Consider the following 23,994-nt stretch of genomic DNA (forward strand, 5'->3'; position numbering starts at 1 on the left):
CTCCCTCGCGTCCGCTCGCTGTCCCGGGTACCGCGTCAGGCCTTGATGAGGCTCGGGTCCGCCGAGTAGACCTCGTCCAGCAGCGAGAGGTCGAACAGGTCGGCCGCGGTGATCGAGATGCCGATGTCGCCCAGGGCCTTGATGATCTCGCCCTGCAGGGCGTCGGTGAGGGTGAACAGCCCGTTCGCCTTCGTGTCCGCGCTGACCACGAGATCGTTCTGCGCCGTCATCTGCTCGGTCTGGCCCGGGACGTCCAGCCCCAGGTCCTTGCCGTAGACCTCGGCGGCGAGCCGCGCGGACTCGGCCGGGTTCGCCACCGCGTCGTTCCAGCCCTGGATCTCGGCCTTCAGGAACGCCTTCAGCTTGTCCCGGTCGTTGTCGATGGTCTCCTGCAGCACGGTGAACGTCTCCGCGGTCAGCGGGAGCCCGTTGTCCGCGAAGGGCAGCACGACCGGGGTGAACCCGTCCGCCTTGACGATGAACGGCTCGTTGGTCGTGTAGGCCATGAACCCGTCGACCGACTTCTCCGTCAGCGGGGTCGGCTCGTACTGCACGACGACCTGCTCGACCTGGGACGGGTCGATCCCGTTGGCCTTGAGCAGGCCGGCGAAGATCTGCTGGTTGGTGCCCGCCTGGATGCCCAGGCGCTTGCCGATCAGGTCCTGCACCGTGCGGATCGGCTTGCCCTCCTCGATGGAGAGGATGCAGAAGGGGTTCTTCTGGAACGTGCTGCCGATGATCTTCAGCGGGGCGCCCTGCTCGGTGATGAAGCGGGCGGTGGCGTCCGGCGCCGAGAGGCCGACGTCCACGTTCTTGGCCAGGACCAGCGCGTCCGCGCTGTCCACGGGGCCCGTCACGAGGTCGACCTTCTCGAAGCCCGCCTGGGTGTAGTAGCCCTTCGAGTCGGCCATGTACTCGCCCGCGAACTCGATGTTCTTGATCCAGGACAGCTGGAGGGCGAGGGTGCCGTAGGCGCCGGGTGCGGCCGAGGCGGCGCCCGAGGCGGACGAGCCGCCGCTGGAGCTGCCACCGCCGCAGGCGGCGAGGGCGACCCCCGCGGCACCGACGCCCAGGCCGAGGCCTGCCAGGCGGAAGAAGCCCCGCCGGTCGTGGATCGGGCCCGAGGGGCGCTGGTTCGGCGGCGGGACGAGCAGCGTCATGTGTGCGTTCTCCTACGACGTACGGGTGGCGTCCGGTGCCGGACGGTCAGGCTCGGCATGATGTCCCCCGACGCGCCGACCCGCAGAATCTAGGAAAAGGCGGCATCAGTGCGGTTTCAGGAATGTTACGCCGGTGATGCCGAACGGTCGCGCTTCCGCATACCCCCGGCCGATGCTCACACAGCGCCAGCCGACGGGAACGGTGAGTGAGACCGCCCGGCGGCCCGGGTCACACGGCGGCCTTGCGCCGCCGCGGAGCCTTCCTGCGCGCCGCCGGTGCGGGCGTGACGAGATCGGCGAGGAACCTCCCCGTGTAGCTCTCCGGGACCGCGGCGACCTGCTCCGGGGTGCCCTGCGCGACGACCGTGCCGCCGCCGGACCCGCCCTCCGGACCCATGTCGATCACCCAGTCCGAGGTCTTGATCACGTCCAGGTTGTGTTCGATGACCACGACGGTGTTGCCCTTCTCCACCAGGCCGTTGATCACCAGCAGCAGCTTGCGGATGTCCTCGAAGTGCAGGCCCGTGGTCGGCTCGTCGAGGATGTAGATCGTGCGCCCGTTGGACCGCTTCTGCAGCTCCGACGCCAGCTTGACGCGCTGCGCCTCGCCGCCGGACAAGGTCGGGGCGGGCTGGCCGAGCCGCACGTAGCCGAGCCCGACGTCCACCAGGGTGGTCAGGTACCGGCTGATCGAGGTGATCGGCGCGAAGAACTCCGCGGCCTCCTCGATCGGCATGTCCAGCACATCCGCCACGGTCTTGCCCTTGTAGTGGACCTCGAGGGTCTCCCGGTTGTAACGGGCGCCCTTGCAGACCTCGCACGGGACGTAGACGTCCGGCAGGAAGTTCATCTCGATCTTGATCGTGCCGTCCCCGGAGCACGCCTCGCAGCGCCCGCCCTTGACGTTGAACGAGAAGCGGCCCTGCTGGTAGCCGCGGACCTTGGCCTCGGTCGTGGCCGCGAACAGGGTGCGGATCTTGTCCCAGACGCCGGTGTAGGTGGCCGGGTTGGACCGCGGGGTGCGGCCGATCGGGCTCTGGTCCACCCGCACGAGCTTGTCCAGCTGGTCGACCCCCGTGATCCGGGTGTGCCGGCCCGGCACCTGGCGGGCGCCGTTCAGCTTGTTGGCGAGCACCGTGGCCAGGATGTCGTTGATCAGCGTCGACTTGCCGGAGCCGGACACGCCGGTGATCGACACGAGGCCGCCCAGCGGGATGTCCACATCGATCCCGCGCAGGTTGTGCTCGCGGGCCCCCACGATCGTCAGCGTGCGCGCCGGGTCCAGCGTGCGCCGCACGTCCGGCACCGGGATGCTCCGCCGCCCGGACAGGTACGCGCCGGTCAGCGACGTGTCGTGGGACTCCAGCTCCGCCACCGGCCCGGAGTGCACCACCAGGCCGCCGTGCTCGCCCGCGCCGGGCCCGATGTCCACCGCCCAGTCCGACGCCCGGATGGTGTCCTCGTCGTGCTCGACGACGATCAGCGTGTTGCCCAGCTCCTTGAGCCGGGTCAGCGTGTCGATCAGCCGCCGGTTGTCCCGCTGGTGCAGGCCGATCGACGGCTCGTCCAGCACGTAGAGCACGCCGACCAGGCCGGACCCGATCTGCGTGGCCAGCCGGATGCGCTGGGCCTCGCCGCCGGACAGGGTGCCCGCCGCGCGGTCGAGGGAGAGGTAGTCCAGCCCGACGTCCAGCAGGAAGCCGAGCCGGGCCTGCACCTCCTTGAGCACCCGGCCCGCGATCATGGACTGGCGCTCGTTGAGCTCCATCCCGTTGAGGAACACCGAGCACTCGGCGACCGACATCGCGGACACGTCCGCGATCGACCGCTCCCCCAGCGTGACGGCCAGGACCTCCGGCTTGAGCCGCGCGCCCTTGCACGCGGGGCACGGCACGTCCCGCATGTAGCCCTCGTACCGCTCCCGCTGCGACTCGGACTCGGTCTGCTCCATCCGCCGCTCGAGGAACGGGATCACGCCCTCGAAGTTGGCGTAGTAGGCGCGCTCACGCCCGTAGCGGTTGCGGTAGCGCACGTGCACCTGGTCCTCGGACCCGTGCAGCACGGCCTTCTGCGCCTCCGCGGGCAGCGTGCGCCACGGGGTGTCCATCGAGAACCCGATCGCCTTCGACAGCCCGGTGAGCAGCCTGCCGAAGTACTCCGCGGTGTGCCCGTTGTTCCAGGGCGCGACCGCCCCCTCGCCCAGCGACATCTCCGGGTCCGGCACGACGAGCTCGGGGTCGACCTCCTTCTTGATGCCGATGCCCGAGCAGGTGGGGCACGCGCCGTAGGGCGAGTTGAAGGAGAAGGTGCGGGGCTCCAGGTCGTCCAGCGTGAGCGGGTGCCCGTTCGGGCAGGCCATCCGCTCGGAGAACTTGCGCTCGCGGTGCGGGTCCGCCTCGTCCAGGTCCACGAAGTCCAGCACGACGATGCCGTCCGCGAGGCGCAGCGCCGTCTCCACCGAGTCGGTCAGCCGCTGCTTGGCGCTCGCCTTGACCGCCAGGCGGTCGACGATCACCGAGATGTCGTGCTTCTCCTGCTTCTTCAGCTTCGGCGGGTCGGAGAGCTGGTGCACGGTGCCGTCCACCAGCACGCGCGAGTAGCCCTGCGACTGCAGGCCGGTGAACAGGTCGACGAACTCGCCCTTGCGGGTGCGGACGACGGGCGCCAGCACCTGGAAGCGGCTGCCCTCCGCCATCTCCAGCACCTGGTCGACGATCTGCTGCGGGGTCTGCTTCTCGATGATCTCGCCGCAGACCGGGCAGTGCGGGACGCCCGCCCGCGCGTAGAGCAGACGCAGGTAGTCGTAGACCTCGGTGATCGTGCCGACCGTGGACCGCGGGTTGCGGTTCGTGGACTTCTGGTCGATCGAGACCGCCGGGGAGAGGCCCTCGATGAAGTCGACGTCCGGCTTGTCCATCTGCCCGAGGAACTGGCGGGCGTAGGCCGAGAGCGACTCCACGTAGCGCCGCTGGCCCTCCGCGAAGATCGTGTCGAACGCCAGGCTCGACTTCCCGGACCCGGACAGGCCGGTGAACACGATCATGCTGTCCCGCGGCAGGTCGAGGTCCACCCCGCGCAGGTTGTGCTCACGCGCGCCACGGACGACGAGTCGCGGAGCCTCGTACGGGGTGCGGGCGGATGCCACTTCGGGGGCCTCCTCGGAGAACGGACGGATGCACTGTCGATGCTAAGCGGGGGCACCGACAGAAACCGTCGGGAACGGTGTCTCGACAGACGGCGTCGGCGGATGGGCCACCCCGCGCGCCGGATGCCCCGCGCCGAGGGTCGGAAACCCCGACATGCGAGTCCTTCAACGCACCGGGACCCCTCCGTCTTCCACTCTCGCACGCATGTTCGACCGCGAGGTCCCCGGGGTCCGGATAGGGTGTGTCTCCCACTCCGGCGCCGCCGGGCCCGGTGATCCACGTCGCCGCCGGCAAGGCAGCCGGACCGCCCTCATACCGGGCGTATTCGGGCGGTCCGGCGCCGGGGGATGGTCGGAGCGCAGCGACGGGGCGGGTGAGCACGCCGCCGGCGGCGACGTGGGCGCCGGGAGCGGTGGCGGTGGAGTGGGGGACACGCCCTAAGGTGCCCGCGTGGACGTCCTCGACGAGTACAGCGGGCACACCGACCCCGGCGGCCCGGCCCTGCGCCGCGCGCTCGGCCCGCTCACGGTGAACAAGGTGTCGGTCGGGCCGATGGACAACAACGCCTACCTGCTGGTCTGCACGGCCACCCGCGAGGCGCTGCTCATCGACGCGGCCAACGAGCCGGAGCGGATCGCGGACCTGGTCGGCTCGGCGGACGACCGCCCCGAGCTGCGGCACCTGGTCACCACGCACCGGCACAAGGACCACTGGGAGGCGCTCGGCGCGGTCGCCGGGATGTTCCAGACCCGCCAGATCGCCCACCCGGAGGACGCGGGCGAGCTCCCGATCCCGATGGACGAGCTCGTCGGCCAGGGAGACGTCGTCGAGTTCGGCGAGATCCAGCTGGAGGTCATCCACCTCCGCGGCCACACACCCGGGTCGATCGCGCTGCTCTACCGCGGCCCCGACCGCCCGCACCTGTTCACCGGAGACTCGCTGTTCCCCGGCGGGCACGGCCGCACCCAGACCGTGGAGGACCACGTCCAGCTGATGGACGACCTGGAGTCCCGCGTGTTCGCCGAGCTCCCGGACGACACGTGGTTCTACCCCGGCCACGGTGACGACTCGACCCTCGGCGAGCAGCGCCCCCACCTCGCCGAATGGCGCGAGCGCGGCTGGTGACCCGGGGGTCTCAGTCCAGGTCGACGGCCTGGGCGGGGACGACCGGCTCGAGGTCCGTGGGCGGGGTCCAGCCCTCGCCCACGGCGGCCTGCTCCGCGACGCGGCGGCGCTGCCGCTCGCTGGGCCGCTCCGGGCCCCCGGAGGGCGCGACGGCGGCGTTCACGGTGGGCAGGGCGCGCAGGCGCGGGGACAGCGCCGCCCCGCGGGTCGGACGCGGCACCGGGTGGCGCGTCGACCGCGTGGCGGGCAGCAGCACACCCCCTGGTCTCATGACGTCGAGGGTACGGCTCAGCCGCCGAACAGGCGAGGAAGTTCCGTGCTCAGCCGCAGGTAGGAGACCACGCCCCAGGCCACGAGCAGGATGAACAGCAGGCTCGCGACCGAGACCAGGACGTAGGTCACCGCGCGCAGCACCCGCAGTGCGGTGCCGTCGCCGCCCGGCACGGCCCGCTGTCCGCGCGGCGGGGTGTGCGCGGGGCTCGACCGCGGCGCGGGCGCCCACCCCTGGCGCGCGGCCTGCTCCCCCACCGTGGCCGGGGAGCCTGCCCGCGGAGAGGGCACGGGAGGCGAGGATGGCTTCGAGACGGCCCGGAACCCGCCGCTGGTGCTCGTCGACGCCCTGTGCGTGCTCACCCGTCGCATCCCCCTACCCCGATCCGTGCGTGCGGGCATCAGTCTGGTAGGCGCAGCGACCGTTGGTTACTCCGCGGGAGCGTGTTCACCCGAACGAGTTTGCCCGCGCGTCGGCACGGCCCGAGTGGCGCCGTGCGGCGGCGACCGGCGTCGGCGGTGCGGACGCCGCTGCTGCTCCGGACGGGTGGTCGGCGGGGCGGCGGGGCGCGAATCGTCGTAAGGTCCGCACACACCAGACTCCTCCGGTCGGGTCGCACCGTCGGGATCAGGAACCGGGATCCACGGTGCACCCGCCCCTGAGAGGACAGATGGACCGATCCCGCGTCCGCCGCGTCGCGTCGACCCTCGGCCGCTCCGCCGTCGCGCTCCTGGCCGCAGGCGTCCTCGCCGGCACCGGCTACGTCTGGTCGCTGACCCGCACGCTGGACGACGATCGCACCACGAGCGACGTCCTCGCCACGCGACCGGCCGACCCCACCCCGCAGCCCCGGCGCAGCTACACCGCCCTGCTGGTCGGCATGGACAGCCGCACCGACGCCCACGGCGACCCGCTGCCCCCGGAGCTGCTGGCCCGCATCCACGCGGGCGACGACGCGGGCGAGCTGCACACCGACACGATCATGCTGGTCCGGGTGCCCGCCGATGCGGGCGCGCCCGTGGTCTCGGTGTCCTTCCCCCGGGACTCGTACGTGGAGCTCGCGGACGGCAGCGGGCGACACAAGATCAATTCGGCGTACGGGCGTGCCTACCGGGCCGCGGAGGCCCGGCTGCGGGCGCAGGGCGTGGCCGGTGCCGAGCTAGACCGGGCCGGGCGCGAGGCGGGCCGGGCGGCGCTGGTGGCGACCGTCGAGCAGGTCTCGGGGGTGACCGTCGACCACTACGCCGAGGTGAACCTGGCCGGGTTCGTCGAGCTGACCGACACCCTCGGTGGGGTGCCGGTGTGCCTGAACGCCCCGGTGGACGACCGGGCCTACTCCGGCGTCGACCTGCCCGCGGGCCCGCAGACGGTGACCGGGGACAGCGCGCTCGCGTTCGTCCGCCAGCGCCACGGGCTCGACGGCGGGGACCTCGACCGGGTCACCCGCCAGCAGGCCTACCTCGCCGGGCTGACCCACCAGGTGCTCAGCACCGGCACGCTCACCGACCCGGCGCAGGTCTCCGCCCTGATCGGCGTGATCACCCGCTACGTGGTGCTCGACACCGGGTGGGACCTGCAGCAGCTGGTCGGGCAGCTCGGCACGGTGGCGGGCGGGGACGTCGTGTTCCGCACCATCCCCACCCTGCGTCCGGACCTGCGCACGCCCGCGGACGGCGTGGCCGTCGAGGTCGACGACGCGGCCGTGCGCCAGTTCACCCACACCGTCCTGTACTCCGACGCGCGGGCGGGCGAGACCGGCTCGCCGACCACCCCGGACCCGTCGCGGATCCGCGCGAGCGGACCCACCGAGACCACCGCCCCGGCGCCCACGACGACGGCCCAGCCCGCCGACCCGTGGACGAACCGGCCGGTGCTCGACGCCGCCGGGGTGCCCTGCGTGAACTAGTGCCCCGTGCGAGAAGGTTGGTGCCGGAATCGGTGGTCCAGCCGCTCGCGGGCAAGGCCGCCGGTCCGCAGGCCGTACCGGGCGTACTGCGCGGGCCGGCAACGCCGCCCGCGTGCGGCTGGGCCGCCGAGTTCGGTGCCGAACCTTGTCGCACGGGGCACTAGCCCGACTGGGGCGCCGTGATGGCGTCCGCCTTGGCACGGATCCGCTCGGCGGGCCAGGTGGCCACCTCCCGCAGCTGCTCGGCCACCGCGATCTCTACCGCGGCGTGCACCGCCGCGGGCGACACGAGCGGGTCCACCGAGCGGGCGGCCGCGAGGGCCCGTCCGGACAACGACACGTTGATCATCCTTCACACCTCCGTTGGTGGGGATGTGTGGGCAACGGATCGGTGGCCCCGCGGCGACGGGTCGTGGGGCGGGTGGTGGCGGCGGTGGGACGAGCGGACGCCGGTTCCTCCGCCCGGGTGACACGTGGGTGCGTCCGCCCGCTCGGCGCCGTCCCGCGATCGGGTCCGGCGCGCCTGCGGCAGACTGCGCGCGTGAGCACGGACAGCTTCCCCCGACTGCACGCCCGCACCCGCCGCTTCACCCTCGGCGCACCGCGCGGGGCCACCGTCTCCCCCGACGGCGGCCGGGTCGCGTTCCTGCGCAGCGGCTCCGGCACCGACCCGGTGACCCGCCTGTGGTCCTACGAGGTCGCGACGGCGGAGGAGCGGCTCGTCGTCGACCCCCACGAGCTGGACGCAGGCCACGGAGGAGACGAGGACCTCCCCGCCGAGGAGCGGGCCCGCCGCGAACGCGCCCGCGAGCAGGCGGGCGGGATCGTGTCCTACGCCACCGACCGCGCGCTGACCCGCGCCGTGTTCCCGCTGTCCGGCAGGCTGTTCCTCGCCGACTTCGCCGGGGGTCTCGCGCCGCGGCTGATCGAGACCGAGGGCGCGGTCGTCGACCCGCGGCTGGACCCCACCGGGGAGCGGATCGCCTACGTGGCGGGCGGCGCGCTGCACGTCCACGAGATCGATACGGGCCGCACCACCACCGTGGCCGCGGAGCCCGGGGTCACCCACGGTCTGGCGGACTTCGCCGCGGCCGAGGAGATGGGCCGGATGCGCGGGTTCTGGTGGTCGCCGTCGGGCGAGCAGCTCGCCGTCGCGCGGGTGGACGAGTCGCCCGTGCGGACGTGGTGGATCAGCGACCCGGCGCACCCGGACCGCGAGCCCACAAAGGTCGCCTACCCCGCCGCGGGGACCCCGAACGCCGCCGTCACGCTCGAGATCGTGGGGCTCGACGGGACCCGCACCCCCGTCCCGTTCGCCGACGAGTACCTGGTCGACGTCGTGTGGGACGCCCACGGCCTGATGATCCAGACCCAGCCGCGGGACCAGCGGGCCCTGCGGACCGTCGCCGTCGACCCGGCCACCGGCGCCACGACCCCGCTCGACGAGCGCACCGACCCGGTCTGGGTGGAGATCGTCCCGGGCGTGCCCGCACGGACCGACGACGGACGCCTCGTGCAGGTCGACGACGCGCGCAGGCTCCTCGTCGCGGGCGAGCCGGTGACGCCGCCGTCGCTCCTGGTCCGGGCCGTGCTCGGGGTGGACGACGCCGTGCTGTTCACCGCCTCGGAGGAGCCCACCTCCACCGCGGTGTGGAGCTGGTCCGCGGAGGGTCTGGAGCGCCTGTCCCCCGCCACCGGGCTGCACTCCGGCACCCGGGCGGGCGGCACGCTCGTGCTGAGCTCCACCGACCTCACCACCCCCACCCGGACGACGGTGTCCGGCAGGCCGCTGACCTCGCACGCGATCGTCCCGGAGCTGGAACCGCGGATCACCCTGCACCGCCTGGGCTCCCGCGAGCTCGCCACCGCGCTGCTGCTGCCGAGCTGGTGGGAGCCCGGCACCCCGCTGCCGGTCCTGATGGACCCCTACGGCGGCCCGCACGCCCAGCGCGTGGTCCAGGCCAGGGGTGCCCACCTGACCAGCCAGTGGTTCGCCGAGCAGGGCTTCGCGGTGGTGGTGGTCGACGGGCGGGGCACGCCGGGGCGCGGGCCGGAGTTCGAGCGCGCGGTGCACCTCGACCTGGCCCAGCCCGTGCTCGACGACCAGGTCGAGGCACTGCAGGCACTGGCCGTCGAGCACCCGGACCTCGATCTGGACCGGGTCGGCATCCGCGGCTGGTCCTTCGGCGGCTACCTGGCGGCGCTCGCCGTGCTGCGCCGCCCGGACGTCTTCCACGCCGCCGTGGCGGGCGCCCCGGTCACGGACTGGGCGCTCTACGACACCCACTACACCGAGCGGTACCTGGGGCTGCCGCCGTCGACCGCGTACGACCGGTCCTCGCTGTTCCCCGACGCGGCGGCCGAGGGCACCCACCGCCCGCTGATGCTGATCCACGGCCTCGCGGACGACAACGTGGTCGCGGCGCACACGCTCCAGCTGTCGAGTGCCCTGCTGGCCGCCGGCCGGGCGCACGAGGTGCTGCCGCTCTCCGGCGTCACGCACATGACGCCCCAGGAGGTCGTCGCGGAGAACCTGCTGCTCCTGCAGGTGGACTTCCTCAAGCGGTCGCTGGGGGCGTGATCCACGTCTGAGGAGTGGGGCGGTCGATCTCCGACCGCCCCGCTCCCGACGGGTGGATCAGTCGTGCGAGACGTGGTGCTCGCTCGGCTCGGGGACGGTGCCGCCGCCCGCGTGGCGCAGGTCGGCGACGGCGACGGCGAGCGCGACGACCGTCGTCAGCACCGCGAGGGCCAGCGCCCCCGCGATCGCGGCCGGGTAGGAGTTCCCGGCCGCGGCCAGGACGCCGTAGAACACGCCCGCGACGAGCGCGGTCCCGATCGCCGCGCCGACCCGCTGGCCGGTCTGCAGCGCGCCGCCCGCCGAGCCCGCCATGCGGACCGGGACGTTCCGCAGGGTCATGGTGATGTTCGGGGAGATCACGAACCCGCCGCCGATCCCGGCGACCAGCAGCGCGGGCGCCACGCACAGCCCGGCGACGTCCCCGGGCACGAGCAGCAGGATCACCGCCGCGGCCGCGATCCCGAGGGTGACCAGGGACAACCCGAACACGGTGAGCCTGCGCCCGTAGCGCTCGACGAGCTTGCCCGCCACGACCGCGGACACCGCCGACCCGACCGCGAACGCCGTGACGGAGAGCCCCGACTGCAGCGGCGTGTACCCGAGCCCGCTCTGGAAGAACTGCGCGAACACGATCCACACGCCCGAGAAGCCGGTGAAGTAGACCATCCCGATCAACGCCCCGGAGGCGTAGCCGGAGGTCTCGGTGATCAGCCGCAGGTCCAGCAGCGGCTCCTGCCGTCGCTGCAGCTCCCGGCGCTCCCACCACAGGAACGCCCCGGCCGGCACCGCGCCGATCGGGAACAGCCACCAGTACCGCGCCACTCCCCCGGACTCGGCCTGGACCAGCGGGAACAGCAGCGCGAGCACTGCCGCCCCGAGCAGCGCCGCGCCCGTCCAGTCGATCGGCTTGCGGTCCCCGCCGGTGCCGACCCTCGGGACCAGCCGCGCCGCCAGGACCACGGCGAGGACACCGATCGGGACGTTGACGTAGAAGATCCAGCGCCAGCCGTCGGGCTCCCCGAACGCGGCCAGCAGCAGGCCGCCGACGATCGGGCCCGCGGCCGTCGAGATCCCCACGGTGGCGCCGAAGAACCCGAACGCCCGGCCGCGCTCGGCGCCGCGGAACAGGTTCTGGATGAGCCCCGAGTTCTGCGGGGCCAGACAACCCGCCGCCAGCCCCTGCAACAGCCGCGCCACGACCAGCAGCCCGATCGTCGGGGCGGCCCCGCACGCGGCGCTGAACAGCACGAACGCGGTCAGCGCGATCAGGAACATCCGACGGCGGCCGAACGCGTCCCCGAGGCGGCCCGCCGGGACGAGCGCCAGCCCGAAGGTCAGCGCGTAGCCCGACACGACCCACTGCGCACCCGCCGGGTTCGTCCCGAGGCCCTGCTGGATCGACGGCAGGGCCACGGACACGATGCTGACGTCGAGCAGGGACATGAACCCCGCCGCGAGGGTGACGCTCAGCGCCCGCCACCGGCGGGGGTCGGGGGTGTAGGTCTCGGTGCTCGTCATTGCACGAGGGAACCTACCGCCGGCTCAGGTCAGCCGCTCCCCCACGCGCACGGTCCCCGGGGCGTCGACGTCGGCGTAGGCGCCCGCGCAGGCCCACGTGCCGAGGCCGGGGATCGCGCGGCGGTTGCTCCTCGCGATGGTGCGCAGCGTGTTCCGGTCCTCGGGGACGCCGGGCTGGGCGAGCGTCGTCATCACGCAGCGCATGGTCGGCATGGTCACGGTGATGCGCGCGTCCGCCGCGGCGAGCGTGCGCCCGACCCACTCGTCCTCGACGAACCCCGGCTCCGTGCCGGTGTCCAGCAGCAGGTTCGGCCGGTAGCGGCGCAGGTCGAACACGGACTCGGGCGCCGCCGCGGACAGCGCGGCCAGGGTCGAGGTCGTCATCAGGTGCAGGACGCCGAGGTCGAGGAAGGAGTCCGACGGCGTCAGCCCCGCCGTGGCGATCCGGCTGACGGCCTCGCCGTCGCTGTGCTCCACGGTGGTGTCGTCGATGAACCTCTGCGGTGCCAGGCCCTCGATCTGCGGCCACTGCTCCTCGAACTCCGCGCCCGCCACCGGGTCGGCGGAGAGCACGACCCGCCGTCCGAGCAGGTCGGACAGGGCGGCGTCGAGCGCCTCGCCGGACTCGAGCACCCGGCCGTCCGGCAGCGTGACGGCGACCGGCGGCGGGGGCCCGTCCGGGGTGGGGTCGCCGAGGAAGGCGGCCGAGCACCCGAGCAGCGCCCCCCACTTGCGCGGGTACTTCGCGCTGGCGACGGTGCCGTCCTCGGCGTCGACGACGGCGTAGGCGCGGTCGCCGAGCGCCCCGCCCGGCAGCAGCGCGAGCGACTCGACCTCCTCGCCCTGCATCGACTTGACCGGGAAGCGGTGGAGGGATCGGATCTGCATGCCCCTCCCTACCCCGTCGGTGCGGGGGCGCGCCACGTCCGGACGGTCGGGTCTGGCAGGGTGGGCGGCCGACCGCAGGACGAACTCCAGGAGGACCCGCCGTGGCCCCGCAGAAGCCCGACGTCGACCCGATCGACGGCCCCGCCCCCACCGACCTCGAGATCACCGACATCACCGTCGGCGACGGCCCGGAGGCGAAGGCGGGCAACCGGATCTCCGTGCACTACGTCGGGGTCGCGCACTCCACCGGCGAGGAGTTCGACGCCTCCTACAACCGCGGTCAGACCCTGGACTTCGGGCTCGGCGCCGGCCAGGTCATCCAGGGCTGGGACCAGGGCGTGCAGGGCATGAAGGTCGGCGGCCGCCGGCGCATCGTGATCCCGCCGCACCTGGGCTACGGCGACCGCGGCGCGGGCGGCGTGATCAAGGGCGGCGAGACGCTGATCTTCGTGGTGGACCTCGTCGCCGTACGGTGAGGCTCGTCCTCGTCTCCGACACCCATCTGCCGGTGCGGGCGAAGGACCTGCCCGCCCGGCTGTGGGAGGCCGTCGACGCGTGCGACCTGGTGGTCCACGCGGGTGACTGGATGGACCCGGGGCTGCTCGACTCCCTCGAGGAGCGCGCACCCCGGGTCGTCGGCGTCTGGGGCAACAACGACGGGCCCGAGCTGCGCGCGCGGCTCCCCGAGGTCGCCCGCTTCGAGGCGGGCGGCCTCCGCTTCGCGGTCACCCACGAGACCGGCGCCGCGCAGGGCCGGGAGCGGCGGATGGCCGCCCGCTTCCCGGACGTGGACGTGCTGGTCTTCGGCCACAGCCACATCCCCTGGGAGTCGACCGCGGCCACCGGCCTGCGCCTGCTGAACCCCGGCTCCCCCACGGACCGCCGCCGCCGACCCACGCACACGTGGATGACGGCGACCGCGGTCGACGGCGAGCTCCGGGTGGACCTGCACCACCTGTGAGCGGCGATCGTCGCCCTGGCGACGATCGCCGCGCACGGCTACTTCTCGCTCGTCAGCTTTCCGCCGGTCTTCGCCAGGCTGGCCACCGTCGCCACGGCGATCGCGGCCGCGATGACGACGAGCGAGAGCCACGTCGGGATCTCCGGGACCCACAGCACGGGCTCCCCGCCGTTGATGAACGGCAGCTCGTTGACGTGCAGCGCGTGGAAGATGAGCTTCACGCCGATGAAGGCCAGGATGAACGCCAGCCCCTGCGCGAGGTAGACCAGCCGCTCCAGCACCCCGCCGAGCAGGAAGTACAGCTGGCGCAGGCCCATCAGGGCGAAGGCGTTCGCTGTGAAGACGATGTACGCCTCCTCGGTGAGGCCGTAGATGGCCGGGATCGAGTCGACGGCGAAGATCAGGTCCACGAAGCCGATGGCGACGACCGTGATGAACAGCGGAGTGACCCAGCGCTTGCCGCCCTCCTTCACCGTCAGCCGATCCCCGCGGAAGTCGTCCGTCACGTTGAACACGCGCCGCGACCAGCGGGTGATGGCGTTGTCGCCCGGGTCCGCACCGTCGTCGTGCTGGAGCTGGCGCCAGGCCAGCACCAGCAGCAGAGCGCCGAACAGGTAGAAGATCCAGGAGAAGTTCTCGATCAGCGCCGCACCCACGGCGATGAACCCGCCGCGCATGACCAGCGCGATCACGATGCCGATCAGCAGCACCTTCTGCTGGTAGGCCTTCGGCACCGCGAACCCGCTCATCACCAGCAGGAACACGAACAGGTTGTCCACCGAGAGAGCCTTCTCGGTGAGGTACCCGGCGAAGTACTCGCCGCCGAAGTTCCAGCCGCTGACCAGCCCGATCCCGACGCCGAACACCACGGCCAGGCCGATGTAGAAGGCCGACCACAGGGCGGACTCCCGCATCGTCGGCTCGTGCGGGGTGCGGACGTGCGCGACGAACTCGAAGACGAAGAACGCGATCGTCACGCCGATGGTGACGAGCCAGACCCAGAAGGGGATGTCCATCTCAGCCCCCGTGCCGGGCGTCGAGGGCGGCCTGGCGCTCGTCGACCTCGCGGTCGTGCCGGTCCATCTCGGCGGCCTCGGCCGCGTCGTGCGCGACGGGGACGGAGACCGTCCCGCCGTGGCCCTCGGCGAGCGCCGGGTTGCGCCGCACCGCCACCAGGCTGACGACCGTGGTGATCGCGAGCACCGCGACGATCACCGTGAGGGACAGCGCGATGCCGACCTCCGGCACCGGGATGGGCTCGCCGCCGTTGAGGAAGGGCAGCTCGTTCTCGTGCAGCGCGTGCAGCACCAGCTTCACGCCGATGAACGCGAGGATCACGGCGAGGCCGTACGACAGGTAGATCAGCTTCTTCAGCAGCCCGCCGAGCAGGAAGTACAGCTGGCGCAGCCCCATCAGGGCGAAGGCGTTCGCCGTGAAGACGAGGTAGGGCTCCTGGGTGAGCCCGAAGATGGCCGGGATGGAGTCCAGCGCGAAGAGCAGGTCGGTGAGCCCGATCGCGATCATCACGATCAGCATGGGGGTGACCCAGCGCTTGCCGTCGAGCTTCACGGTGGTGCGGGAGCCGTGGTACTCGTCGGTGACGGGGAAGAGCCTGCGCACCCAGCCGACGACGCGGGGCTCGGACCACTCCTCGTCCTCGCCGCCCATGCCCTGGCGGACCATGTTGACCGCGGTGTAGATCAAGAACGCGGCGAACAGGTAGAAGATCCAGCTCAGGGCGTTGATCGCGGCGGCGCCGACGGCGATGAATGCGCCGCGCAGGACGAGCGCGATCACGATGCCCACCAACAGCACCCGGTGCTGGTGGATGGCGGGCACGGCGAAGCTGGACATGATCAGGACGAAGACGAACAGGTTGTCCACCGAGAGCGAGTACTCGGTGATGTACCCGGCGAAGAACTCGCCGGCGAACTGGCCGCCCGCGAAGTACCAGATGCCGAGGCCGAAGAGCACGGCGAGCGCGACGTAGAAGAGCACCCAGCGGGTGGCTTCCTTGATCGTCACCGCGTGGGGCTTGTGGTCGACCAGGAACAGGTCGGCCAGGATGACGGCGAGGAGGCCACCGATGGTGGCGATCCACAACCAGACGGGCACGTTCACGACGAGGGCTCCAGGGTTCTCGAGGGCAGCATGGAACTGCCCCGAGGTCTCTCCCCTCCGCGACTGCGGATCAGTGGCGCCGGTTTCCGGGTCCGCCTGATTGTGGATCCCGGGCGGCGGGCCCTTCCGCGTGCTGACGACGCCACCGCGAGCGGGATACTCCCCTGCGGTGCCCGTCCAGTCTGCCCGGTACTGATCGACCTGCGCCACCCGGGGTGACCGAACCCACCTGCTGACCAGGTCAGACGGGTGTCCAGAGGGCGGGCACCGGGCGCGCGAGGTCCACGCGGTCGATCTCCTCGCCGCCGTCGGTGACGGCGTGCACGGCCATCGTGGCGGTGCCGCCCGGTGTGCCGGGCGTGACCTCGACCCGCAGGAACGCGTAGCCCCGGTAGCGGACCCGCGACCAGGTGACGGACTCGTCCTCCCCGCCGTGCACCCGGCTGCGGATCTCCCGGTCCTCCCCGGGGGTGCCGCGGTGGCTGTCGCCCGCGTCGTCGAGCCAGCCGTTGCTGTTGCGCCCGCCCGAGCCGACGCACAGGTAGGTCGTGCCGTCGGTCTCGGGCCGCACGGTCTCCCCGTCCGGGGCGGCGCGGGTCGCCCGGCCGCCGCGGATCGGGTCCGTGCGCTCGTACTGGTGGTTGTGGCCCTGTACGGCCAGGTCCACGCGGAAGCGGTCGAACAGCGGGGTCAGGGCCTCGCGCACTCCGCCGTCGGAGGCGTGGGCCTCGCTGGTGGAGTAGGCGCAGTGGTGGAAGAACACCACGACGAAGGTGATCGCCGGGTCGGCCCGCAGCGCGGACAGCGTCCCTTCCAGCCAGCGCACCTGGGCGCCGTCGCTGTAGCCCGCGTTGTCGTCGATCTCGGCGGAGAGGTCGTTGGCGTCGACGCTCACGACCCCGACGCAGCCGTGGGTGAACACGTAGACCGACGGGCAGCCCGACGGGCCCGTCGTCGGCAGGGCCAGCCGGGCGGCGTGGCCGCCGTAGCCGTGGCCCGCGTCGCCGTCGTCGTAGCTCGGCTCCATGTCGTGGTTGCCGGTGGCGAACATCCAGGGCGTCTGCGCGGCGCTGCGCTCGACGGCGGTGAAGTAGGCGGTCCACAGCCCCGGGTCGAACGAGCCCACGGCCGGGCGGTCGGCGTAGCAGATGTCCCCGGCCAGCAGGTGGAAGGCGGGTCTGGTCTCCGCGACCAGCGCGGTCAGCGCGTCGGCGGGCTTGCCGACGTCTCCGCGGTCCCCCGGATACCGGTTGGCGCCCTCCCCGCCTCCGGTGTTCACGCCCTGGTCGGCGAACGCGGTGAAGACGAACGGGCTGCGGTCGCCCGCGCCCGGGGCGGTGCGGAAGGTGGCGTCGGGCGTGGTGCGGCCGTCCGCCAGCCGGAAGCGGTAGTGGTACTCCGTCCCGGGCGCCAAGCCGGTGGCCGCGGCGTGCGCGAAGTACTGCTCGGAGTGCCCGGAGTTCACGAGGTTGCGGACGTCCACCGGGAGCGTCGCGCCGTACGCCGGGTCCAGCCCCAGCTCGACGGCCACCGCTCCCCCCGGCCGGTCGACCAGCTCCGCGGCGATCGCCATCGTGGTGCGCGGGTCGTCGCCGAAGGCGAGGTGGCGCCCGACGACACCCACCCGTTCCTGCGCCCGCGCCAGCTGCGCCCAGGGACCCGCGGTCAGCGCCAACGCGGCCGCCGCACCGGTCGCGCCGCGCAGCGCCGCGCGCCTGCTGACCGGGCTGCGGCGCAGCAGGGTGCGCCGGCGGTCCTGCTCCTCGGGGATCGTCGCCACCCGACGACCCTGCCCGTCGAGTGCCTCGACGCGGTGGACCCGGCCCGGCGCGTCCGGGGGACCGGGCGGTTCGTCCGGAACGTGAGGTGTGTCGCGGCGCTGAGAACCGCCTGAGGCGCGGCGCGCGCACCGTCGGCCTGCCCGAATAGGGTTTCGTCGTGCCCCGTCTCCTCCGCGCCTGCGGCGTGCTCGTCTGCGTCGGCGTGCTGCTGCTCTCGCCGGGCGTGGCGAACGCCGCCACCGGTTCCGGGCCCGCCGTGCGCGAGCAGACGATCGACGTGCGGAGCGGCCCCGGGGCCACCGACACGATCCCGTTGGACACCACGCTCTACCTGCCCGCCACCACCCCGGCGCCCGCGGTGCTCGTCGCGCACGGCTTCGGCGCGACCAAGCAGTCCGTGGACGCGGACGCCCGCGAGCTCGCCGACCGCGGCTACGTCGTCCTGACCTGGTCGGCGCGTGGGTTCGGGACCAGCGGCGGGCAGATCGCGCTCGACTCGCCGGACTACGAGGTGGCGGACGCCCAGCAGCTCGTCGACTGGCTGGCGACGCGGCCCGAGGTGCAGCAGGACGGCCCGGGGGACCCGCGGGTCGGCGTCACGGGCGGGTCCTACGGCGGGGCCCTGGCCCTGCTGCTCGCGGGCTACGACCGGCGGATCGACGCGATCGCCCCGGTGATCACGTGGAACGCGCTGGACCAGGCGCTGTTCCCCAACTCCGCCGCGACCGCCGCGCTGCCCGAGGACACCCCGGCCCGCGGCGCCGCCGCCGGCGACGGGGTGTTCAAGAAGGGCTGGGCGGGCACGCTGTTCTCGGTCGGCTCGGGTGGCGCCCGCGGCGGCGGTGCGAGTGGCGCGAGCGGTGCGGGCGGTGCGGATGGTGCGGGCGGTGCGGATGGTGGGGGCGCGGCCCCGGATCCGAGCGCACCGCTGGTCTGCGGCCGGTTCGACCCGGCCGTGTGCGCGGCCTTCACCGAGGCCGCCACGACCGGCACCCTCTCCCCGTCGACGCAGGCGCTGCTGGCCCGGTCCTCGCCCGCCTCGGTGACCGACCGGATCACCGCGCCCACCCTGCTCGTCCAGGGCGAGCAGGACACGCTCTTCGGCCTCGACCAGGCGGACGCCAACGCCCGGGAGATCGCCGCGACCGGCACCCCGGTGCAGGTCGAGTGGTACGCGGGCGGGCACGACGGCGGCGCCCCCGGCCCCGAGGTCCGCGACCGCATCGGCGCGTGGTTCGACTTCCACCTGCGCGGCGTCGGCGAGGACCCGGGCACCGCGTTCCGGTACGAGGTCGAGAGCGGCATCCGGGCCGGGCAGAACACCGCCACCACCCGCTCGGTCGTGGCGGACGCCTACCCGACGGACGTCGAGACGCAGGTCGTGGGGCTGGGCGGCGACCCGCAGGTCGTCCTGAACCCGCCCGGCGGGGTCCCGGCCGCCCTCACCTCGCTGCCCGGTCTCGGCGGCGCGCTGGGGAGCCTCGGCAGCAGGCTCGCGGCGTTCACCGCGGACCTGCCCGGCCAGTCCGCGACCTTCCGCGCCGAGCCGCTCGCCGCCCAGGTCCTGGTCGCGGGGGCGCCTCGCGTCACGGTCACCGTCGCGCGGGTGCCCGGGCAGGCCGCGCCCGCCGAGGCGGTCCTGTTCGCGAAGGTCTTCGAGGACTCCCCCGGCGGCCAGCGGGCGTTGCTGGGCAGCGCCGTCGCGCCCTTCCGGGTGGCGGTCCCGGCGGACGGCACACCGGCGCAGGTCACGGTCACCCTGCCCGGCGTCGTGGCGCCGATCGAGGCGGGCAACACGCTCGTCGTGTCGGTGGGGACGACCGACCAGGGTTTCGCCTCCCCCGGCGAGCCCGCGGTCTGGCAGGTCGGGCTCCAGGGCGGGCTGACCGTGCCGGTCGTCCCGGGGCGGGCCGTCACGCCGAACACGGTGCCGCTGTGGCCGGTCGTCGGGATCGCGGTCGTGCTGGCCGCGGCACTGGCGGCCTGGCTCGTGTTCCGGTTCCGCCGCCGCGGCGACACCCCGGCGAGCGAGGGGCTGCCGCTGGAGATCAGCGGTCTCGCGAAGACCTACCGGGGCGGGTTCAGCGCGGTCAAGGACGTGTCGTTCACGGTCCGACCGGGCATGGTGCTCGGCCTGCTCGGGCCCAACGGCGCGGGCAAGACCACCGTCCTGCGCATGCTGATGGGGCTGATCACGCCGTCGAAGGGCTCGATCCGGGCCTTCGGCCAGGAGGTCGGGCCGGGGGCGCCGGTGCTCGCCCGCATCGGCGCGTTCGTGGAGGGACCGGGCTTCCTGCCGCACCTCTCCGGCGCGGACAACCTGCGGCTCTACTGGGCCGCGACCGGCCGCCCCACCGACGAGGCGCACCTCGAGGAGGCGCTGGAGATCGCGGGCCTCGGCGAGTCGGTGCACCGGCGGGTGGGCACCTACTCCCAGGGCATGCGCCAGCGGCTCGCGATCGCTCAGGCCATGCTGGGCCTGCCCGAGCTCCTGGTGCTCGACGAACCCACCAACGGGCTCGACCCGCCCCAGATCCACGCCATGCGCGACCTGCTGCGGCGCTACGCCGAGGGCGGCCGCACGGTGCTCGTCTCCAGCCACCTGCTGGCGGAGGTCGAGCAGACGTGCACACACGTCGTCGTCATGCACCACGGGCGGGTCGTGGCGGACGGCACCGTCGCGGACATCATCGCGGGCGGCGGGGCGGCCAGCTTCGGCGTCGACGCGCCCGCCCGCGCCGTCGAGGTCCTCACCGCGCTCGACGGGGTGCGGGAGGTCGCCGCGGAAGGCACCACGGTGCACGCCGAACTGAACGGCACGCCCCGCGCGTCCGCGGTCCAGGCGCTGGTCGCGGCCGGGGTGTCGGTGGAGTCGGCCGGTCCGCGCCGCCGGCTCGAGGACGCGTTCCTGCAGCTCGTCGGAGAGGACACCGCTCCGTGAGCGCCGAGAGAGGAGTGCCGTGAGCGACGCGAAGTACCAGGACGTCTCGACGCGGAAGGGGCACGTCGGGCTCCTCGGGGCGGACGGCTCCCCCGCCTCGTCGTACCGGCCGGGGCGGACCCTGCCGCTGCGCGTCGAGCTGGTGCGCCAGCTCCGACGGCGCCGCACGCAGGTGACGTTCGGGCTGGTCGCGCTGCTGCCGGTCATCCTGTGGATCGCCTTCGCGCTCAGCAGCGGGGACGAGACCGGACAGTCCGTCAGCCTCGTCGATCTCGGCCAACGCAGCGGACCCAACTTCGCGATCTTCGCGTTGTTCGCGTCCGCCGGGTTCCTGCTGGTGGTGGTCGCGGCGCTGTTCTTCGGCGACACCGTGGCCGCGGAGGCGAGCTGGTCGTCACTGCGCTACCTGCTCGCGGCGCCGATCCCCCGGGCGCGGCTGCTGCGACAGAAGGCGCTGATCGCCGGATTCCTGGCCTTCGCGGCGGTGCTCCTGCTGCCGGTGGTCGCGCTGGTCGTGGGCACGCTCGCGTACGGCGCCGGTGACCTGGTCAGCCCCACGGGGGAGTCGCTGGGCTACGGGGTCGCGGTCGGCCGCGTCCTGCTCGGCGGCGTGTACGTGGCGCTGTCGCTGCTGTGGGTGGCGGGTCTCGCGCTGCTGCTGTCGGTGAGCACGGACGCCCCGCTCGGTGCCGTCGGCGGCGCGGTGATGGTGTCGATCGTCTCGCAGATCCTCGACCAGATCACCGCCTTGGAAGGCCTGCGGAACTACCTCCCCACCCACTACGCCACCGCCTGGTCCGGCCTGCTGAGCAGCGCGCCGGACTGGGGCGACATCACCCGGGGCCTGTTCAGCAGCATCACCTACGCCGCGGTCTTCTTCGCCGCCGCCGCCTGGCGCTTCCACCGTAAGGACATCACGAGCTGAGCGCGCCTGAGTGACGCTTGGGACGCCCAAGCGTCGCTCAGCGGCGCTTGGGCGTCCCAAGCGTCACAGCTCCGACCGCCCGCCGACGCTCGGGCGTCCCAAGCGTCACTCCGCGACGCTCGGGCGTCCCCAGCGTCACGCGTCACAGCTCCGGCCGCCCGCTGACGCTTGGGCGTCCCAAGCGTCGCTCAGTGGCGCTTGGGCGTCCCAAGCGTCACAGCTCACGACAGACCGCCGATGCTTGGGCGTCCCAAGCGTCACTCAGCGACGCTTGGGCGTCCCCAGCGTCAGACGTCACAGCTCCAGCCGGCGCAGACCGGGGGCGGTGGAGCCGGCGAGCGCCGGGCCCTCGACGATCTCCACCCGCACGTCCCCCGCGATGCGGTAGGGGCGCGCCAGCAGCAGACCGCCGAGCGTGCGGCGCAGCCTGCTCATCTCGGCGCGCACGGTGACGAGGTGCTCGCGGTCGCCGTAGAGCGCGGCGGAGAGGGCGCCGGCGTCCAGGCCCCGGTCGCCCGCCCGGGCGAGCAGCACGAGCAGCTCGGCGTGCCGCAGCGACAGCGGGTGCACCCAGCGGGTGGTGCCGTCCACCAGCGCGCGGGGCGGTCGGGCGGCGAGGTCGACGGTCAGGGTGAGGCGCTCGGCCTCGGCCAGCCGCAGCAGCCAGCCTCCGGGCACCGGCTCGGGCAGGCACACCCCGACCCCGTGCACCGCGAGCGGCCGGTCCGCGCGAGGGGCGGCGACCCGGTCGATGCTCGGCATGCCGCTCACCGCGGCGACCCAGCCGTGGTCGTCGACGACGAGTCCCGGCCCGCCCGAGAGCAGCGGCGCCGCGACGGTCCGCAGGGCCTCCAGGCGGGTCTCGTGGTGGCGCCACAGTCCCGCTTCGGCGAGCTTCACCGCCGTGCCGACCAGCGCGACCGTCGTCGGGTGGATGGTCTCGGCGGGCCCGCTGACGTCCACGACGCCGAGCAGCTCGCCGGTCCGCGGATCGTGCACCGGGCACGCGGTGCACGTCCAGACGTGGTGGGTGCGCACGAAGTGCTCCGCCGCGAACAGCTGCACCGGCGAGCCCTCGGCCAACGCGGTGCCGATGGCGTTCGTGCCCACCGACGCCTCGGACCAGGTGGCGCCCTCGGTGAACCCGAGCGAGTCCGCGCGGTGCCGGACCCGGTTGGCGCCCTCCCGCCACAGGACGACACCGTCCGCGTCCGTCACGACCATGACGTGCCGGGCGTCCTCGGCGACCGAGGTGAGTGACGCCCGCAGTTCCGGCAGCACCCGGTGCAGCGGCGACTCCGTGCGCCTGCGCTCGACCTCGTCGGCGGGCAGCGGGCCCGCGGGTTCGCCGTGTTCGGGGTCGACCCCCTGGGCGAGCACCCGCCGCCAGGACCGCGCGACCAGCCGCCGCACTCCGGCCGCGGGTGCGCCTGCGAGGGTGGCGTCGTGCAGGTGGGCGAGCGTCCGGGCGTGTCGACCCACGTCCGTGCCGGGCCGGACCGCGCACACCCCACCGTCCGACCACGCGGGTGGATTCATGCGTCCTCCGCCCGCCCCGGTGACGACGACGGGCCGGGACGTGCCTCGACCCTATCCGGTGGGCCCGCCGGCGGCGCCCTCCTTCCGGTGAGGCCGTGCGTGATCGCAGAGAATGTGCGCTCACCGCGGCCGGGGCCGCAGCAGCCGCACGGAACCGGCGATCATGCAGCACCGACTGCACGACACGTGCACCGGCCACGAACCCCTACGCCGCGCGCGGCGCGGCCGGTTCCTCGGTCCCCACGACCTCGGCCGGGTCCACGCGTGCCGGCCGGGGTGTCCCGAGCAGGACCCCGCCGACGATCACCACCGCCGCCACCAGCTCGGTCACCGACGGCCGCTCCCCCAGGACGAGCGCCGCCAGCGCGATCCCGACGACCGGGACGAGCAGGGAGTAGGGCGCGACGACGCCCGCGGGGTAGCGCCGCATGAGCCACGTCCAGATGCCCGAGCCGACGATCGTCGCGAGGACCGACAGGTACACGAGGGCACCGAGACCGGGCAGCCCGTCGAGGGAGAAGGCCGCGCCGAGTGCCCGCACCCCGGCCCACGGTCCTTCGGTCAGCAGGGACGCCCCGATCAGCGGGATCGGAGGGATCACGCACATCCACAGCGTGAGGTGCATCGGCTTCGGCGGCCCGGCCAACCGGCTGCACAGGTTGCCGAAGGCCCAGCCCAACGCGCCGCAGAGGGTCAGCAGCACCGGCAGCAGCGCCGCGGACTGCGCCCGGGAGAAGGCGATCGCGGCCAACCCGAGCACCGCGAGCCCGATGCCGACCCCCTGCCGCACCGAGAGCTTCTCGCGCAGGAACAGCGCGCCGAGGAGCACCGTGAACGGCGCGGACGCCTGCAGCACCAGGGAAGCCAGGCCCGTCGGCATGCCCACGTCCATCGCGACGAACAGGAACAGGAACTGCACGGTGCCGAACCCGAGCCCGTACCCGACGAGCCACTTCGTCGGGACCTGCGGGCGCGGCACGAACAGCAGCGTCGGGATCGCGATCACCAGCATGCGCAGGCCGGCGAGGAAGAGCGGCGGGAAGTGCTCGAGGCCGTAGTGGATGGCCAGGAAGTTGCCGCCCCACAGGGCGGCGACGAAGGCGGCGAGCAGGCGGTGTCTTGCGGTCACGC

Annotated in this window: 19 protein-coding genes; 7 read left to right on the forward strand and 12 right to left on the reverse strand. The window is 73.4% G+C overall.

Going from position 1 to position 23,994, the window contains the following annotated elements:
- Positions 1 to 35: 35 nt before the first annotated feature.
- Both BLS43_RS06760 and uvrA read right to left on the reverse strand, forming a co-directional pair.
- Positions 36 to 1,160 (reverse strand): ABC transporter substrate-binding protein, encoded by a 1,125-nt coding sequence (locus BLS43_RS06760; RefSeq protein WP_093078333.1) that lies wholly within the window; start codon positions 1,158 to 1,160, stop codon positions 36 to 38.
- A 229-nt stretch (positions 1,161 to 1,389) separates the two neighbouring features.
- Positions 1,390 to 4,305 (reverse strand): excinuclease ABC subunit UvrA, encoded by a 2,916-nt coding sequence (uvrA, locus tag BLS43_RS06765; RefSeq protein ID WP_093078336.1) that lies wholly within the window; start codon positions 4,303 to 4,305, stop codon positions 1,390 to 1,392.
- Positions 4,306 to 4,756: 451 nt separating this feature from the next.
- On the opposite strand from uvrA, the gene BLS43_RS06770 reads away from it, so the two are divergent.
- Positions 4,757 to 5,431: an MBL fold metallo-hydrolase gene (locus tag BLS43_RS06770; RefSeq protein ID WP_093078339.1), complete on the forward strand. Its 675-nt coding sequence runs from the start codon at positions 4,757 to 4,759 to the stop codon at positions 5,429 to 5,431.
- 10 nt (positions 5,432 to 5,441) lie between these two features.
- Here BLS43_RS06770 and BLS43_RS06775 read toward each other — a convergent pair whose 3' ends face one another.
- Complete coding sequence (locus BLS43_RS06775; protein ID WP_143029956.1) at positions 5,442 to 5,702, reverse strand: hypothetical protein; 261 nt, start codon at positions 5,700 to 5,702, stop codon at positions 5,442 to 5,444.
- Between the two features lie 17 nt (positions 5,703 to 5,719).
- The gene (locus BLS43_RS29270) at positions 5,720 to 5,992 is read right to left on the reverse strand and encodes a hypothetical protein (protein ID WP_143029957.1); all 273 of its coding nucleotides are present in this window, start codon (positions 5,990 to 5,992) and stop codon (positions 5,720 to 5,722) included.
- Between the two features lie 380 nt (positions 5,993 to 6,372).
- On the opposite strand from BLS43_RS29270, the gene BLS43_RS06780 reads away from it, so the two are divergent.
- A complete protein-coding gene (locus BLS43_RS06780; protein ID WP_093078347.1) occupies positions 6,373 to 7,608 on the forward strand; it encodes an LCP family protein in 1,236 nt (411 codons plus the stop codon).
- 160 nt (positions 7,609 to 7,768) lie between these two features.
- Here BLS43_RS06780 and BLS43_RS06785 read toward each other — a convergent pair whose 3' ends face one another.
- Positions 7,769 to 7,957, reverse strand: a complete 189-nt coding sequence (locus BLS43_RS06785) for a hypothetical protein (RefSeq protein WP_093078351.1) — start codon at positions 7,955 to 7,957, stop codon at positions 7,769 to 7,771.
- Positions 7,958 to 8,149: 192 nt separating this feature from the next.
- On the opposite strand from BLS43_RS06785, the gene BLS43_RS06790 reads away from it, so the two are divergent.
- The gene (locus BLS43_RS06790) at positions 8,150 to 10,189 is read left to right on the forward strand and encodes a S9 family peptidase (RefSeq protein WP_093078354.1); all 2,040 of its coding nucleotides are present in this window, start codon (positions 8,150 to 8,152) and stop codon (positions 10,187 to 10,189) included.
- A gap of 57 nt (positions 10,190 to 10,246) precedes the next feature.
- Here the strand turns inward: BLS43_RS06790 and BLS43_RS06795 are convergent, their stop codons facing one another.
- On the reverse strand, positions 10,247 to 11,707 hold the full coding sequence (locus BLS43_RS06795) for an MFS transporter (RefSeq protein ID WP_093078357.1): 1,461 nt from the start codon (positions 11,705 to 11,707) through the stop codon (positions 10,247 to 10,249).
- Positions 11,708 to 11,731: 24 nt separating this feature from the next.
- Entirely contained in the window at positions 11,732 to 12,595 is an 864-nt protein-coding gene (locus BLS43_RS06800; protein WP_093078360.1) for an MOSC domain-containing protein, read from the reverse strand.
- 101 nt (positions 12,596 to 12,696) lie between these two features.
- Between BLS43_RS06800 and BLS43_RS06805 the strand changes: the two genes are divergently transcribed.
- Both BLS43_RS06805 and BLS43_RS06810 read left to right on the forward strand, forming a co-directional pair.
- Entirely contained in the window at positions 12,697 to 13,071 is a 375-nt protein-coding gene (locus BLS43_RS06805; protein ID WP_093078363.1) for an FKBP-type peptidyl-prolyl cis-trans isomerase, read from the forward strand.
- A complete protein-coding gene (locus tag BLS43_RS06810; protein WP_093078366.1) occupies positions 13,068 to 13,556 on the forward strand; it encodes a metallophosphoesterase family protein in 489 nt (162 codons plus the stop codon). Before BLS43_RS06805 ends, BLS43_RS06810 begins: the two co-directional genes overlap by 4 nt.
- 38 nt (positions 13,557 to 13,594) lie before the next feature.
- On the opposite strand, the gene BLS43_RS06815 is transcribed toward BLS43_RS06810, so the two are convergent.
- The 3 genes from BLS43_RS06815 to BLS43_RS06825 all read right to left on the reverse strand — a co-directional run bounded on the left by BLS43_RS06815 (position 13,595) and on the right by BLS43_RS06825 (position 17,457).
- Positions 13,595 to 14,572 (reverse strand): TerC family protein, encoded by a 978-nt coding sequence (locus BLS43_RS06815; RefSeq protein WP_093078369.1) that lies wholly within the window; start codon positions 14,570 to 14,572, stop codon positions 13,595 to 13,597.
- 1 nt (position 14,573) lies between these two features.
- On the reverse strand, positions 14,574 to 15,677 hold the full coding sequence (locus BLS43_RS06820) for a TerC family protein (protein ID WP_093078371.1): 1,104 nt from the start codon (positions 15,675 to 15,677) through the stop codon (positions 14,574 to 14,576).
- 241 nt (positions 15,678 to 15,918) lie between these two features.
- Entirely contained in the window at positions 15,919 to 17,457 is a 1,539-nt protein-coding gene (locus BLS43_RS06825; protein WP_093078374.1) for a metallophosphoesterase, read from the reverse strand.
- A gap of 158 nt (positions 17,458 to 17,615) precedes the next feature.
- Here BLS43_RS06825 and BLS43_RS06830 point away from each other — a divergent pair, with 158 nt between their 5' ends.
- Positions 17,616 to 20,399, forward strand: coding sequence for an alpha/beta fold hydrolase (locus tag BLS43_RS06830; RefSeq protein ID WP_093078376.1), 2,784 nt, complete (start codon positions 17,616 to 17,618; stop codon positions 20,397 to 20,399).
- 19 nt (positions 20,400 to 20,418) lie between these two features.
- Complete coding sequence (locus BLS43_RS06835; RefSeq protein WP_093078379.1) at positions 20,419 to 21,324, forward strand: ABC transporter permease; 906 nt, start codon at positions 20,419 to 20,421, stop codon at positions 21,322 to 21,324.
- Positions 21,325 to 21,618: 294 nt separating this feature from the next.
- On the opposite strand, the gene BLS43_RS06840 is transcribed toward BLS43_RS06835, so the two are convergent.
- Complete coding sequence (locus tag BLS43_RS06840) at positions 21,619 to 22,863, reverse strand: GAF domain-containing protein (RefSeq protein WP_093078381.1); 1,245 nt, start codon at positions 22,861 to 22,863, stop codon at positions 21,619 to 21,621.
- A 205-nt stretch (positions 22,864 to 23,068) separates the two neighbouring features.
- The gene (locus tag BLS43_RS06845) at positions 23,069 to 23,992 is read right to left on the reverse strand and encodes an EamA family transporter (RefSeq protein WP_093078384.1); all 924 of its coding nucleotides are present in this window, start codon (positions 23,990 to 23,992) and stop codon (positions 23,069 to 23,071) included.
- Between the last annotated feature and the right edge of the window lie 2 nt (positions 23,993 to 23,994).

This window comes from Pseudonocardia oroxyli, from assembly GCF_900102195.1.
Taxonomy (GTDB): Bacteria; Actinomycetota; Actinomycetes; order Mycobacteriales; family Pseudonocardiaceae; genus Pseudonocardia; species Pseudonocardia oroxyli.